This is a genomic window from Microbacterium dauci, from assembly GCF_030065535.1.
Taxonomy (GTDB): Bacteria; Actinomycetota; Actinomycetes; order Actinomycetales; family Microbacteriaceae; genus Microbacterium; species Microbacterium dauci.
Window position 1 is genome coordinate 226,717 of sequence record NZ_JASJND010000004.1, and the last position, 14,156, is coordinate 240,872.

The following is a 14,156-nucleotide window of genomic DNA, read 5'->3' on the forward strand; positions in this document are numbered from 1 at the left end:
TCCTCAGTAGTCCACGGTACGACCGCCACGGCGTGACGAGAGCGGTCCCTCGGATGCCGCCCCCGCGAGTTCCGCCGAGTCGAAGTCTTCCGACCCGGTGGCGCGGACGGCGCGCTGAGCGGCCCACTCGCGGATGCGCTGCACCTCTTCGGCCTGGGTGACGGCGAGTGGGATCATCGAGCCGACGACGCCCGAGATCGTGTCGAGGGTGACCGATCCCTTCGTGCTGAACCCCTCGTACAGCGCCGACACGACGGCTTGCTCGATCTCCGCACCGGAGTGGTTTTCGCTGGCCGACACGAGGGCGTCGACGGCGGCGGCATCGCCGGCGATCGCTTCGAGCCCGTTCGCCTCCGTCGCCCGGCTGCGCAGCTGCAGGTCCCAGATCACCTCGCGCTCGACACCGGTGGGGAGATCGACGAAGAAGATCTCGTCGAATCGTCCCTTTCGCATGAACTCGGGCGGCAGGACGTCGATGTTGTTCGCCGTGGCGACGACGAACACCGGATGCCGCTTCTCCTGCATCCAGGTCAGGAATGTGCCGAACACGCGAGCCGTCGTCCCCGAGTCGCCCTGCCCGGTCGTGTTCGAGAAGCCCTTCTCGATCTCGTCGACCCACAGGATGCACGGCGCGACTGCCTCTGCGGTCGCGATGGCGGTGCGGAGATTCTGCTCGCTCGAACCGACCAGTCCCGAGAAGATGCGCCCGATGTCGAGGCGCAGAAGTGGCAGCCCCCACGAGGCCGCCGTGGCCTTCGCGGTGAGCGACTTGCCGCAGCCCGGCACGCCGGTGATGAGCACGCCCTTCGGAGCCGGGAGCCCGTAGTCCTGCGCGCCGCGCAACCACGACCCGTTGCGGCGTTCGAGCCAGCGCTTGAGGTTGTTCAGGCCGCCGACGTCGTCGAGGTCGATCCCGGCCTTCACGAATTCGAGGACGCCCGACTTCCGCACGACCTGGCGCTTCTCGTCGAGCACGACGTCGATGTCGGCGCCCGAGAGGGTGCCGTCGTTGACCATCGCCCGGGCGAAGGCGTTCTCGGCCTCGGCCATCGTGAGCCCGCGCGCCGCGTGCACCAACTGCTCGCGAGCGGCGTCATCGGCGCTGACCTCGATGTCGCGCGCGTTGTTGTCGATCATCGTGTCGAGGAGCCCACGGATCTCGTCCGCCGTCGGCAGCGGGAAGTCGAAGAGGTGCGTCAGCTCGTCGAGTTCGGGCGGGATCACGCGCACGGGGGCGGTGACCACGAGCGTGCGCGACACGTCGCCGTGCCGGAATTCCAGTGCGGTCTCGCGCACGGTCCGCACGATCGCGGGGTCGCCTGCGCGGTGCTCGGTGCCGAAGTAGGCGTGCAGGTCGCAGAACACGAACACGCTCGGTTCGTGCACCCCCGCGATGTGCTGGAGTGCACGCGCCGGGTTCGCGGTGTTCGACACGCTCTTGCCGTCCGGCCCGATGAGGCCGAGCGCCGAGGTCCACGTCCACACCGCGCGGCGGTTCCGCTGCGCGTGCGCGGCATCCGTGATCGCGGCGACGGCGCGCACCTCCTCGCCCGTCTCGAGGTACAACAGCGGGAGGCGGGCCTTGAAGGCCTCGTCCAGGGTCTGCGCGAAGGTCACTGCCGGTCCTTTCTACGGGGCGGATGCCGGTTCGTCGAGGGTGATCGTCCAGGGGCCGTCGTCGGCGTTCACTCGGAACACGACGACCTCGCCCGCGCCCCACGAGGCACGGGCGTCGACCTCGTCGACGCCTTCGACGAGGTCGGTGATGACGCCGGGGGTGATGGCGTCCACGGTGAAGAACCCATCGCCGTCGAAGACGAACCGGCCGCTGAGCGCGTCGCCGCGATAGGAGAGCAGGGCGTCGCCCTCGCCCGAGACGGTTGCCGCCTCGATCGGCGTCGGGGTCTCGAGCTGCACGGGCGCGGTCCAGTCGGTGAGACGGGGTGAGAACCACAGGCGCCCGTCCGTTGCACCCGGGAAGACGACCAACTCGCGGGTGCCGGTCAAGAGGCCCAGGAACTCGGGACGATCCTCTGCGACGCCGACACTCCGGTCGAGCTGCTGATAGACGGCCGTGTTGTCGTCCTGCCCGCCGGTCAACGGGCCGAGCACCCACACTTCGTCACCCGAAGGCAGGTCCAGGAAGCCGGTGTCGGCGCTCCCGACGATCCGACCGTCCTCGACGACGACCTCCGCTGCGCCGGGATCGGTCCACGGTCGGTACTCGTGCTCGTTCGGGTCCTGGAACAGCAGGCCACCGGTCTCGGGGTTGATCGCGAGGAACGGCATCGTCATCACGGCCACGACTACCGCTGCGGCGGTCCCGCCGAGCCACGTGAACACCGAGAAGCGCCGGATGCGGGCGTCGGCGAGGCTCACGGCGTCGCTCCCGGCGTCGGCGTCGCGTCATCCTTCGCGGGGTCATCTGTTCCAGCGACATCCGGCGGGAACTCGATCCGCCACCCCGCGTCGCCCCACGCTTCCACGTCGAACAGCACCCGGTCGGCATCGGCCCAGGCGATCGACTGGTCGAGCGGCGTCTCGGCCGAGAGCACCGTCGTCGTCCCGTGGATCGTCGTCGCGGTGATCATGACGTCGCCGTCGCCGCGCGCGCTGAGCCGTGCGGTGCTGGCGCCGCCGTCGTAGACGAAGAGGTCCGACTCGAACCCCGACACGACCTCGGATGCCGCGGGCACGCCGCCCACCGACAGGGTCGCGCTCCACGTGTCGTCGTTCGGTCCGTTCACCCACAGCTCGACGTCGGGTTGGGTCACGAAGACGACGACGCTGTCGTCCGAGAGGTAATCGAAGTCGGGCGGGTCCCCGTACTCGCCCGCGGTGACGATCCGGCCACCCGGGCCGGTCACCCAGACACCCAAGAGGTAGGTCCCGTCCTCCGGAGTGAGCACCAGCGGTTGGTCGACGTCGACGCCGGTGAGGCTGATCATGGCGCCGTCGCGCCCCTCGTACCGTCCGTCGCCGAGGTCGGTGGCGAGAACCGGTGCGTCCGCCTCCCATGGGGCGAGGCGATAGTCGTCGTCGACACCGCCGACGCCCTCGACATCGAACCCGCCCTCGTCGGCGTAGAACCAGGCGACCGAGCCGGCGACGACGAGACCGATGACCCAGACGAGCGCGTTGAATCCGGCGATCCGCGCGCCCGCGTACATGCCGGTGCCTGTCCCCGCCACTCGCCCCGAACTCATGTGCCCCTCCGCCTCGACGGCCCCAGGCTACCCGCCGGTCCGATCAGGTCGGGAAGGGGAGGATCATCGTCGGCGACGGTGCTATTGTCCGGTGCCGCACCTTGCCGGGCGCCCCGGTGCGGAGGTCCAGCGACAGCGACGCGACCTCGTCGGACTGCTGCCCCGCGACGAGCAGCGTGTCGCGGGCAACGAGGTGGTGCCGCGGCCAGGTGACCCCGGCCTCGGCGAGCGCGACGGCCGCGAGGGTCTCCCCGCCGCCGCGGATGCGGACGGCGGCGATCGTGTCGCTGCCGCGGAGCGCCGCATAGAGCACCTCGCGGTCGTGCGACAGCGCGAGCTCGGCGGCGGCGTCGGTCGGCAGCCCGCCGAGCGCGACGCCGGTGACGAGGCGCCACACGTCGGTGGCATCCGGAGCGAGCGCGAAAATCTCGTTCGACGTCTCGGTGACGACGTAGAGATGCCCACTCGGATGCCACACGGCATGACGCGGCCCGCTGCCGGCGGGCAGCTGCACGCGCTGCCACTCGCGACCGGCGCGCCAGATGCGGACGAGGTCGAGGCCGAGGTCGGTCGTCGCGATCAGCCCACCCGGCAGTGCGGTCGCGTGATGTGCCCGGGACACCGGGCCGGTCGCTTCCGCAACCGCGGCATCGGGCTCCGGCACGTCGGGGATCAGATGCGCGTACTCGTCACCGGCGGCCTCACGCAGCGCGCGTGCCGCCGAGGCGAGGTCGAGCACGGGTTCGTCGTCCGCCGACGGCGCGGCATCCGTCCACACCTTCGCCGCGCCCGGGCGACCCTCGGCGTCGAGCGCGACCCGCACGACGCGACCGTCGCCATAGTTCGAGACGACCAGCGCCTGCGAGAGGGCGAGCACGTGGCAGGGCCCGTCGCCGACGCGCACCGGCTGGCCGAGCGGTGCGAACGACGTGTCACCGGTCCGCCGGTAGGCCTGCACGGCACCGCGGGTCTCGAGTGCCGCGTAGACGACCTCGAGCGACGGATGCCACGCCAGCCACGACGGCGACACCGCAGCGGCCACGTCCCCGCCGAACCCGAGCGGACCGCTCGCGAGCGGTGAGTCCGCCGACCCCGCGGTCAGCAGGCCGATGCCGGGCGCCGAGCCACCGGCATCCGCCGAGTACCCGCCGAGCAGGTACCGCACGGGTCAGTCGAGCAGGTCGTGCCGCACGACCACGGCGTCACGAGCAGGACCGACACCGATCACCGAGATGCGGGTGCCGCTGATCTTCTCCAGGGCGAGGACGTACTCCTGCGCCGCGACCGGGAGGTCCTCGAACGTGCGCGCCGTCGAGATGTCCTCGGTCCAGCCGGGGAAGTATTCGAGGATCGGCGTCGCGTGGTGGAAGTCCGACTGGTTCACCGGGACCTCGTCGAACCGCTCGCCGTCCACGTCATATGCGACGCAGACGGGGATCTCGGTGAGGCCGGTAAGGATGTCGAGCTTGGTCAGCACGAGGTCGGTGATGCCGTTGATCCGGGTCGCGTACCGCGTGATCGGGGCGTCGTACCAGCCGACGCGGCGCGGACGGCCGGTCGTTGTGCCGAACTCGAATCCGCGCGAGCGCAGGAAGTCGCCGTTCTCGTCGAACAGCTCGGTCGGGAACGGGCCCGATCCGACTCGGGTCGTGTAGGCCTTCACGATGCCCACGATGCGGTCGAGGCGGTTCGGGCCGACACCCGAGCCGGTGGCCGCACCACCTGCGGTGGCGGACGACGACGTGACGAAGGGGTAGGTGCCGTGGTCGATGTCGAGCATCGTCGCCTGGCCGCCTTCGAAGACGACGACCTCACCGGCATCCAATGCCTGGCTCAACAGCAGACCGGTGTCGCACACCATCGGGCGCAGCCGCTCGGCGTAGGAGAGGAGATCCTCGACGACCTCGTCGACCGTGATCGCGCGACGGTTGAAGACCTTCACCAGCAGGTGGTTCTTCTGGTCGAGGGCACCCTCGACCTTCTGGCGCAGGATGTTCTCGTCGAACAGGTCCTGCACCCGGATGCCGGTGCGGTTGATCTTGTCGGCGTAGGTCGGGCCGATGCCGCGACCGGTCGTGCCGATCATGCGCTTGCCCAAGAACCGCTCCGTGACCTTGTCGAGGGTGCGGTGGTACTGCGTGATGATGTGCGCGTTCGCGCTCACCTTCAGGCGCGAGATGTCTACGCCGCGGGCCTGCAGCGCGCCGAGCTCGGCGAACAACACCTCGAGGTCGATGACGACGCCGTTGCCGATGACCGCGTTGACGCCGGGCGACAGAATGCCGCTGGGCAGCAGGTGGAGCGCGTACTTCTCGTCACCGATGACGACGGTGTGGCCGGCGTTGTTGCCGCCGTTGAACTTCACGACCCAGTCGGTCCGCTCACCCAGGAGATCGGTGGCCTTGCCCTTGCCCTCGTCTCCCCACTGAACGCCGACGATCACAATCCCTGGCATGGGCTACTCCCCCGTTATCGGACGGTTACACCCCATCTTATCGGGCGCCGCCTCCGAGCCCGCCGGGGCATCGGCTCCGGATTCGCGCAACCGCAGCCGACACGGGGCGTCACACGATTTGGGCGGCGTGCGCGGCGGCACTGGGATAGGAGCATCGGCCGCGCCCGCGGCATCCATTCCACCGAAGGGGACACCGGTGATCGCGCTGGAACACGTCTCGAAGCGCTACGGCGGCGTCGCGGCGGTCGACGACGTCTCGCTGACGATCCCCACCGGCGAGGTCTTCGGCATCGTCGGGCAGTCGGGCGCGGGCAAGAGCACGCTCGCCCGCATCGTCAACCTGCTCGAGCGCCCCGACAGCGGCACGGTCACCGTCGACGACGTCGAGCTCACCTCGCTGCGCGAGAGCGACCTGCGCGCCGCACGCCGCCGCATCGGCATGGTCTTCCAGCGGTTCAACCTGCTGAACAGCCGCAGCGTCCGCGGCAACGTCGAGCTCGCCCTCGAGCTCGACGGCACGAGCCGCCAGGACCGCCGCGCCCGCGCGCAGGAGATGCTCGACCTCGTCGGGCTCGGTCACCGAGCGGATGCCTCGGTGCACGAGCTCTCGGGTGGTCAGCAGCAGCGCGTGGGCATCGCCCGCGCCCTCGCCGCGCGCCCGAGCGTCCTGCTCTCGGACGAGGCGACGAGCGCGCTCGACCCCGAAACGACCACGTCGATCCTCGAGCTCTACCGCCGCATCAACCGCGAGCTCGGCCTCACGGTCCTCCTCATCACCCACGAGATGGACGTCGTGAAGTCGACGTGCGACTCCGCCGCCCTCATCGAGGCCGGCAAGGTCGTCGAGCAGGGTCGCCTCGTCGACGTCATCAAGACGCCCGGCTCGCGCCTGACCGGCCAGCTCTTCCCGCTCGGCCCGATCCCCGAGGGTGTGCCGGCGGATGCCACGGTGATCGACATCACGTTCGCGGGCGGCAACGCCGATCGCCCGGTGATCGCGCGGCTCGCCCGCGACCACGGCGTCGACGTCTCGATCCTCGGCGCCGCCGTCGAGCGGATCGCCGGCACCCAGGCCGGGCGTACCCGTCTCGAGGTGCCCGGCGAGGTCGCGGCATCCGTCATCGCAGACCTGCGCGGCCAGGGCCTGCTCGTCGAGGTCCTCCAGGGGGTCGCGGCATGAACCAGCAACTGTTCGACATCCTGCTGAAGGCCACGGGCGAGACGCTCTACATGGTCGGCGTCGCCCTCGCGGTGACGATCATCGTGGGGCTCCCGCTCGGCGTCATCCTCGTCGGCACCGAGCAGGGCCGCTTCCTCGAGAAGCCGTTCGGGTCGCGCACTGCGGGCGTCGTCATCAACAAGACGCTCGACTTCATCGTGAACTTCGGCCGGTCGGTGCCGTTCATCATCCTGATGGTCGCGCTCATCCCGTTCACCCGGCTCATCGTCGGCACCTTCATCGGCTCGACGGCAGCGATCGTCCCGTTGTCGGCCGTCGCGATCCCGTTCTTCGCCCGCATGGTCGAGATTGCGATCAAGGAAGTCGACCCGGGGCTGCTCGAAGTGGCATCGTCGCTCGGCGCCAGCCGCTGGCAGCTCGTCATCAAGGTACTGCTCCCCGAGGCCGCACCGTCGGCGCTCCTCGGCCTCTCGACCACCGTCACCTCGATCATCAACTTCTCGGCGATGGTCGGAACCGTCGCCGGCGGCGGCCTCGGCGACGTCGCGATCCGGTACGGCTACCAGCAGTACAGCTGGATCCACATCGTCGCCGTCGTCCTCATCATCTTCGCCATCGTCATGGTGCTGCAGAGCCTCGCGGCCTGGGGCGCACGCCGGCTGGCACGCCGCTCGTCCTCATCACGGCGCCGGCGAACCGAGATCTCCGGCGCGCTCTGACGCCGGCCCCTGCTCCACCCGATGAAAGGAACCTCCGTGTCCCGCACGCTCCGCTCCACCGTCCTCGCCGCCGCCGCCGTCGTCGCGCTCACACTCACCGGCTGCGCGGCCGGCGCCTCCGACGACACCGCGCCCGCAGACGGTGAAGGCCTCGGCACGCTCAAGGTCGGTGCCCTCCAGACGCCCGCCGGCGACATCCTGCAGCACATCGCCGAGACGAGCGCCGCCGAGGCCGGTCTCGAGATCGAGTTCGTGCCGTTCACCGACTACAACACGCCCAACACGGCGGTCGTCGACGGCTCGATCGACGCGAACCTCTTCCAGAACCAGACGTTCCTCGACAACTTCAACGAGCAGACCGGCTCCGACCTGATCAGCGTCGGCGAGGCGTACCTGCCGAGCGCCGCGTTCTACTCCGACAAGGTCTCGAGCCTCGACGAGCTCGAAGACGGCGCGACGATCGCCATCCCGAACGACCCGACGAACGAAGGCCGCGCGCTGCTCCTGCTGGCGGCGGAAGGCCTCATCGAGACCACCGACGACGTGGTCGACCTGTCCGGGATCACGGCCAACCCGCGCGATTTCGAGTTCCGCGAGATCGAGAACGCCACGCTTCCGCAGGCGCTCCCCGATGTGGATGCCGCATTCGTGACGATCTCCTTCGCCCTGCCCGCCGGGCTCAGCAGCGACAAGGCGATCCTGCTCGAGGGCGAAGACAGCCCGTACTACAACGTGCTCGCCACGACGCCCGAGCTCAAGGACGACCCGCGCATCGAGAAGCTCTACGAGCTGCTCACCTCGCAGGAGACCGCCGACTTCGAGAACGAGACCTGGGGCGGCCTCGTCGTCCCCGTCGTGAACGGCTGACACCGCCACGCTCGAGGGGCCCTGCACACCACGTGCGGGGCCCCTCTCCGTTTACGCACGACTTTGGGCGTTCTGAGCGCCACTGAAGCACCCAAAACCGTTCGTAAACGGACGGAGCTGCCGCGGAGCGGCTACGGTTCCAGGCATGCGCTCCACCCCCTGGGCCGCGACGTGGGCGGTCGCCCGTCTGCTCGCCGCGGCCACGATCATCGCCGCAGTCGTCGCGCAATTCGTCTCCACCGTGACCGACACGATCGACGACGGCCGCGACCTCGCGACGACGATCGCCAACTACTTCAGCTTCTTCACGATCCTCTCGAACCTGCTGGCGGCCGTCGCGCTGCTCGCGGCAGCGTTGTGGTTCTGGATGCGGCCGCGTCACGAGACCACCGAACCACTCAGCCTCGCGGTCGTGCTCGCCGCGGCGACGAGCTACCTGGCGATCACCGGCATCGTCTACAACCTGTTGCTACGCGGGTTGGCACCGAGTGACGATCAAGTGGCCTGGGCGAACGAAGTGATGCACGTCATCGCGCCCGCCTTCCTCGTGCTCGACCTGCTCGTCGCGCCGATGCGTCGCGCCCTTCGCTGGCGAGCGATCTTCGTGATCCTGTCGTTCCCGATCGCCTGGATCGTCTACACATTGATCCGTGGCCCGTTCGTCGTCGATCCCACCGATGGCGTCGCGTTCTGGTACCCCTACCCGTTCCTGAACCCGAACGGTGTGAACGGATGGGGCGGGGTCGGCGCCTACATCGTGGGCATCGCACTCGCCTTCGTCGCAGTCGGTGCGCTCGTGGTGTGGATCGGCCGCCTGCGCGCACGCCGCGCCGCGGCATCCGTCGCCCAGAGCTGACCACGACCCGGGCCGACCGTACGCGGGCGGCCGAAACGCGGCATCCGCGCTCAGTAGACTCGAGGCATGTCGAAGGTCCTCCAGTCCCTGCCCGTCGGCGAGCGCGTCGGCATCGCCTTCTCCGGGGGCCTTGACACCTCCGTCGCCGTCGCGTGGATGCGCGACAAGGGCGCCGTCCCCTTCACCTACACCGGCGACCTCGGCCAGTACGACGAAGACGACATCGAGTCGATCCCGGGTCGCGCGCTGCAGTACGGCGCCGAGGGCTCGCGCCTCATCGACTGCAAGCCGATGATGGTCGAAGAGGGCCTCGTCGCCCTCTCGTGCGGCGCCTTTCACATCCGCTCGGGCGGACGCACCTACTTCAACACGACCCCGATCGGCCGCGCCGTCACCGGCACGATGCTCGTGCGCGCCATGAAGGAGGACGGCGTCGACATCTGGGGCGACGGCTCCACCTACAAGGGCAACGACATCGAGCGGTTCTACCGCTACGGCCTGCTCGCCAACCCCGCCCTGCGCATCTACAAGCCGTGGCTCGACGCCGACTTCGTCACCGAGCTCGGCGGCCGCAAGGAGATGAGCGAGTGGCTCGTCGCGCACGACTTCCCGTACCGCGACTCGGTCGAGAAGGCCTACTCGACGGATGCCAACATCTGGGGCGCCACCCACGAGGCGAAGACGCTCGAGCACCTCGATGTCTCGCTCGAGATCGTCGAGCCGATCATGGGCGTGCGGTTCTGGGACCCGGCCGTCGAGATCGAGACCGAGGACGTGTCGATCACGTTCGAGGCGGGTCGCCCCGTCGCGATCAACGGCGTCGAGTACGCCGACGCCGTCGCCCTCGTGATGGAGGCGAACGCCATCGGTGGGCGCCACGGCCTCGGCATGAGCGACCAGATCGAGAACCGCATCATCGAGGCGAAGAGCCGCGGCGTCTACGAGGCGCCGGGCATGGCGCTGCTGTTCATCGCGTACGAGCGCCTCGTCAACGGCATCCTGAACGAAGACACCCTCGCGACGTACCACGAGCAGGGTCGCCGCCTCGGCCGCCTCATGTACGAGGGCCGTTGGCTCGAGCCGCAGTCGTTCATGCTGCGCGAGTCGATCCAGCGCTGGGTCGGGTCGTCGATCAGCGGCACCGTCACCCTGCGCCTGCGCCGCGGCGAGGACTACACGATCCTGAACACCGAGTCGCGGAACCTGTCGTACTCCCCCGAAAAGCTCTCGATGGAGCGCGTCGGCGACGCGGCGTTCGGTCCGACCGACCGCATCGGCCAGCTGACCATGCGCAACCTCGACATCGCCGACTCGCGTGCCCGCCTCGAGCACTTCGTGTCGCTCGGCCTCATCGGCGGCGCGACCGGCGAGCTCGTCGGCGAGCTCGAGCGCGGCGGCGCGGCCGAGATCACCGGCCACGCGATGCCGTTCGACGCCTCCCGCGAAGAACTCGCCGAGGCCTTCGACGAGGCCGGCGAGTCCGCCTCGTTCGACTTCGGCGCCGACTGAGCCTCAGCCTCGCGGCGGGCGGCACGCGACCCGGGCACGGGTCTCGCCCGAGCGGCGGACGAGCCACGTCCAGGTAGTAGTTGACGAGCGAGCCGCTGTGGGTTCGCTGAATTATCTTGCACACATGTGTGCAAGATAATTACACTGGCTTCGTGACCGACTCCTCCGCTCCCCGCCGCACCCGGCGCGATGCCGTCGCCAACCGCGCCGGCTTGCTGACGGCTGCGGCACAGACCCTGGCGGCCGACCCGAATGCCTCCGTCGACACGATCGCACGTGCCGCGGGACTCAGCCGCCGCGCCCTCTACAGCCACTTCGACGATCGCGACGCGCTCATCCGCGAGATGATCCACGCCGGCGCCGAGCGCTTCAACGTCGTCGCCGACACGGTCGACGACGACGGCCCCGCGCCGCTCGCCCTCGCCCGGCTGGCCCTCGCCCTCTGGGAAGGCGCCGCGCACGTGCAGTTCGCCGCCGCCGTCGCCCTCGACGACTCCCACGTCGGCGAGACCGCCGCCATCCTCACCCCCGTCCGCCGCCGCGTACTCGAGATCGTCGACCGCGGTCGCTGCGAGGGCACCCTCCGCGGCGACCTGCACGTCACGACGGTCGCGCGCCTCGTCGAAGAGGCGGCACGCACCGTCATCACGCGGCTGGATTCGAGTCGACCGGATGCCGCCGGAGTGGCCGTCCGCGCGATCCTCGGTGTCGCGGGGCTCGGGTGGCGCGAGGCCGACGCCGTGCTCGCGGAGGCGCGCGCATGAGGATCGCCCTCGACGCCGTCGCGAAGGGCAAGGACGGCGGCATCCTGCCCCCCACCTCGCTCGTCCTCGAGACGGGACGTGTCACCCTCGCCACCGCCGAGACCGAGCAGCGCCCCTCGGTGCTCGGTCTCATCGCGACGGGACGGATGCGTCCGGATGCCGGCACGGTGACCCTCGGCGGACACAGCGGCGCCCGTCGGCTGCGCCGCGTCGCCGCGCTCGTCGACGCCCCCGAGGTCAACGACCCGGCCCCCGACGTCGCCGTCGTCGGTGTCGTCGAGGAGGAGCTCATGTTCGCGGGGCGCCGCGCCGACCCCCTGTCGGCCCGGCACTGGCTCGACGACCACGGCTGGCGCCACCTCACCCGCACACCGTTCGGCCAGGTCCCGGCGGACGACCGCATCCGCATGCTGCTCGAGCTCGCGGCGCTCCGCCGCGGCATCGAGGCCCTCGTCCTCGTCTCGCCCGACCGCCACGGCGGGGATCCCGTGCACTGGCAGCGAATCGCCGAGGAGTTCGCCGCCCGCGGCTTCGCCGTGCTCGTCATCGCCGGGACGGCCGCGGCGACCGCGCTCACGCCGAGCGCGACGACGGCGCCCGCGCACGTCGGTCGGCCGCGGATCCGCGCCGGCGCCGCGCTCCGCCGCGCGCGCCGCCGCCCGGCATCCGTCACCGCTCGCCCTTCGACCGGAGGCATCCGTCCGTGAAGATCCCCGCCCTGTTCGCCGCCGAGCTGCGGCGGCTCACCTCCACCCGCATGCGGGTGATCGCCCTCATCGCCCTGACCCTCGTGCCCGTCCTCTACGGCGGGCTGTACCTGTGGGCGAACCAGGACCCGTACGGCAACCTGTCGCAAGTGCCGGTCGCCCTGGTCGTCAGCGACGAGGGCGCGACGCTCAACGGCAGCGCCCGAAACCTCGGCGACGAGGTCGCCGACTCGCTGCTCGAGGACGGCAGCTTCGACTGGCACGAAGTGGATGCCGCCGGTGCCCGCCGCGGCCTCGATGACGGCGCGTTCGACTTCGCCGTCACCCTGCCCGCCGACTTCACCGCCGCCGTCGCCTCGATCTCGTCGGCGAACCCGCGTCAGGCCGAGATCGACCTGACGACGAACGACGCCAACAACTACCTCGCCTCGACGATCGGCACGCAGGCGGTCGAGCGCATCCGCACGACCGTGAGCGAGAAGGTCGTCCGCGAAGCCGGCCTGACGATGCTCGACGCGCTGAACACCGTGCGCGTGAAGCTCCTCGACGCCGCGGACGGCGCCGGCACCCTGACCGACGGCCTCGTGACCGCCGGTGACGGTGCCGACACCCTCGCGGACGGCGCGGGCACCCTGGCCGCGGGCACGACGAAGCTCGAGGGCGGCGCGAGGACGCTCGCGTCGGGTGTCGACACGCTCGCCGACGGACTGCGCTCGCTCTCCTCCGGCGCCGCGCAGGTCTCGGGCGGCACCGCGAAACTCCGCAGCGTCGCCGACCGCGTCGGATCGGTCACCGACCGGGTGAGTTCCGCCGTCCCCACCCTCCGCAGCGACCTCACGAGCGCGCTGACCGACCAGGGACTCGACGACGCGCAGATCGCGAAGGTGCTGGACGTGCTCGACCCCATCGGCACCCGCGTCGACGACCTCGACACCAGGGTGCAGCAGGCCGTCTCGCAGATCGACGCGCTCGACGACGGCGCGTCCCAGGTGGCCGCCGGCAGCTCCACTCTCGCAAAGGGGGCGGCGACGGCGTCGACAGGAGCCCACACCCTCGCCGACGGCATCGCGACGGCGGATGCCGGGGCCCATGAACTCGACACCGGCGCGCACTCGCTGGCCACCGGCATCCACCGACTCGAGGACGGTGCGGGCACGCTCCGCGACGCCCTGCAGGCGGGCGCCGAGAAGCTGCCCGACGACAGCGCCGAGACCCGCGCCGCGCAGGCGGCGACCCTCGCCGACCCGGTGGGTGTCGCCGAGGACTCGCTCACCCAGGCGCAGAACTACGGCGCCGGACTCGCCCCGTTCTTCGCCGCCCTCGCCGGGTGGATCGGGATCTACGCACTGTTCCTCATCGTGAAGCCCGTGTCCCGTCGTGCGGTGACCGCGCTCCGCTCCCCCGTCCGCGTCGCGATCGCGGGATGGCTGACGCCGGCCGCCCTCGGCGCCGTGCAGATGGTGTCGCTGTTCGGGGTGCTCTCGATCGCGCTCGGCTTCTCGTTCACGCATCCGCTGCCGACCCTCGGCATCCTGCTGCTCGCGTCGGCCACCTTCGCGGCCATCATCCTCGCGCTGAACGTGTGGCTGGGGTCGGTCGGGCAGTTCCTGGGCCTCGTGCTGATGGTGCTGCAGCTCGTGACCGCCGGCGGCACGTTCCCGTGGCAGACGCTCCCGGCTCCGCTGGCGGCCCTGCACCACGTGCTGCCGATGGGGTACGTCGTCGACGCGATGCGGCAGGTCATGTACGGCGGTGTCGCTGGCCGCGCCTGGGCGGATGCCGCGGTGCTCGCGACGTGGCTCGTCGGCGCCCTGCTGCTCGCCGTCGCCGGGGTCACGCGCATGACGTTCCGCCGGACGATGCGCGACCTGCAGCCGAGCCTGATCGGCTGAG

General features: G+C 70.5%; 13 protein-coding genes. 8 read left to right on the forward strand and 5 right to left on the reverse strand.

Annotated elements, in window-relative coordinates; translation table 11 throughout:
* Positions 1 to 3: 3 nt before the first annotated feature.
* The 5 genes from QNI14_RS06070 to QNI14_RS06090 are packed head-to-tail and all read right to left on the reverse strand — an operon-like array spanning position 4 to position 5,661.
* On the reverse strand, positions 4 to 1,617 hold the full coding sequence (locus tag QNI14_RS06070; protein ID WP_283715551.1) for an AAA family ATPase: 1,614 nt from the start codon (positions 1,615 to 1,617) through the stop codon (positions 4 to 6).
* Between the two features lie 12 nt (positions 1,618 to 1,629).
* Positions 1,630 to 2,379: a hypothetical protein gene (locus QNI14_RS06075; protein WP_283715553.1), complete on the reverse strand. Its 750-nt coding sequence runs from the start codon at positions 2,377 to 2,379 to the stop codon at positions 1,630 to 1,632.
* Entirely contained in the window at positions 2,376 to 3,206 is an 831-nt protein-coding gene (locus tag QNI14_RS06080; RefSeq protein WP_283715555.1) for a hypothetical protein, read from the reverse strand. Before QNI14_RS06080 ends, QNI14_RS06075 begins: the two co-directional genes overlap by 4 nt.
* A gap of 43 nt (positions 3,207 to 3,249) precedes the next feature.
* Complete coding sequence (locus QNI14_RS06085) at positions 3,250 to 4,371, reverse strand: lactonase family protein (RefSeq protein ID WP_283715556.1); 1,122 nt, start codon at positions 4,369 to 4,371, stop codon at positions 3,250 to 3,252.
* A 3-nt stretch (positions 4,372 to 4,374) separates the two neighbouring features.
* The gene (locus QNI14_RS06090; RefSeq protein WP_283715557.1) at positions 4,375 to 5,661 is read right to left on the reverse strand and encodes an adenylosuccinate synthase; all 1,287 of its coding nucleotides are present in this window, start codon (positions 5,659 to 5,661) and stop codon (positions 4,375 to 4,377) included.
* A gap of 196 nt (positions 5,662 to 5,857) precedes the next feature.
* Between QNI14_RS06090 and QNI14_RS06095 the strand changes: the two genes are divergently transcribed.
* From QNI14_RS06095 to QNI14_RS06130, 8 genes are all read left to right on the forward strand, one after another.
* Complete coding sequence (locus QNI14_RS06095) at positions 5,858 to 6,841, forward strand: methionine ABC transporter ATP-binding protein (RefSeq protein WP_283715558.1); 984 nt, start codon at positions 5,858 to 5,860, stop codon at positions 6,839 to 6,841.
* Positions 6,838 to 7,560 carry a methionine ABC transporter permease gene (locus QNI14_RS06100; protein ID WP_283715560.1) on the forward strand — a complete coding sequence of 241 codons (723 nt, stop codon included), beginning with the start codon at positions 6,838 to 6,840 and terminating at the stop codon, positions 7,558 to 7,560. Before QNI14_RS06095 ends, QNI14_RS06100 begins: the two co-directional genes overlap by 4 nt.
* 36 nt (positions 7,561 to 7,596) lie before the next feature.
* Positions 7,597 to 8,427, forward strand: coding sequence for a MetQ/NlpA family ABC transporter substrate-binding protein (locus QNI14_RS06105; protein WP_283715561.1), 831 nt, complete (start codon positions 7,597 to 7,599; stop codon positions 8,425 to 8,427).
* 145 nt (positions 8,428 to 8,572) lie between these two features.
* Entirely contained in the window at positions 8,573 to 9,283 is a 711-nt protein-coding gene (locus QNI14_RS06110; RefSeq protein ID WP_283715562.1) for a Pr6Pr family membrane protein, read from the forward strand.
* Positions 9,284 to 9,349: 66 nt separating this feature from the next.
* On the forward strand, positions 9,350 to 10,792 hold the full coding sequence (gene argG / locus QNI14_RS06115; protein ID WP_283715563.1) for an argininosuccinate synthase: 1,443 nt from the start codon (positions 9,350 to 9,352) through the stop codon (positions 10,790 to 10,792).
* Between the two features lie 152 nt (positions 10,793 to 10,944).
* Complete coding sequence (locus QNI14_RS06120) at positions 10,945 to 11,556, forward strand: TetR/AcrR family transcriptional regulator (RefSeq protein ID WP_283715564.1); 612 nt, start codon at positions 10,945 to 10,947, stop codon at positions 11,554 to 11,556.
* Entirely contained in the window at positions 11,553 to 12,263 is a 711-nt protein-coding gene (locus QNI14_RS06125) for a hypothetical protein (protein ID WP_283715565.1), read from the forward strand. Before QNI14_RS06120 ends, QNI14_RS06125 begins: the two co-directional genes overlap by 4 nt.
* The gene (locus QNI14_RS06130) at positions 12,260 to 14,155 is read left to right on the forward strand and encodes a YhgE/Pip family protein (protein WP_283715566.1); all 1,896 of its coding nucleotides are present in this window, start codon (positions 12,260 to 12,262) and stop codon (positions 14,153 to 14,155) included. The genes QNI14_RS06125 and QNI14_RS06130 overlap by 4 nt, the downstream gene beginning before the upstream one ends.
* Position 14,156: the final 1 nt, after the last annotated feature.

Bases quoted from the DNA above. Each gene is read 5' to 3' on its own strand.
- QNI14_RS06080 (WP_283715555.1), bottom strand. From the start codon at position 3,206: ATGAGTTCGGGGCGAGTGGCGGGGACAGGCACCGGCATGTACGCGGGC.
- QNI14_RS06090 (WP_283715557.1), bottom strand. From the start codon at position 5,661: ATGCCAGGGATTGTGATCGTCGGCGTTCAGTGGGGAGACGAGGGCAAG.
- QNI14_RS06100 (WP_283715560.1), top strand. From the start codon at position 6,838: ATGAACCAGCAACTGTTCGACATCCTGCTGAAGGCCACGGGCGAGACG.
- QNI14_RS06110 (WP_283715562.1), top strand. From the start codon at position 8,573: ATGCGCTCCACCCCCTGGGCCGCGACGTGGGCGGTCGCCCGTCTGCTC.
- argG (WP_283715563.1), top strand. From the start codon at position 9,350: ATGTCGAAGGTCCTCCAGTCCCTGCCCGTCGGCGAGCGCGTCGGCATC.
- QNI14_RS06125 (WP_283715565.1), top strand. From the start codon at position 11,553: ATGAGGATCGCCCTCGACGCCGTCGCGAAGGGCAAGGACGGCGGCATC.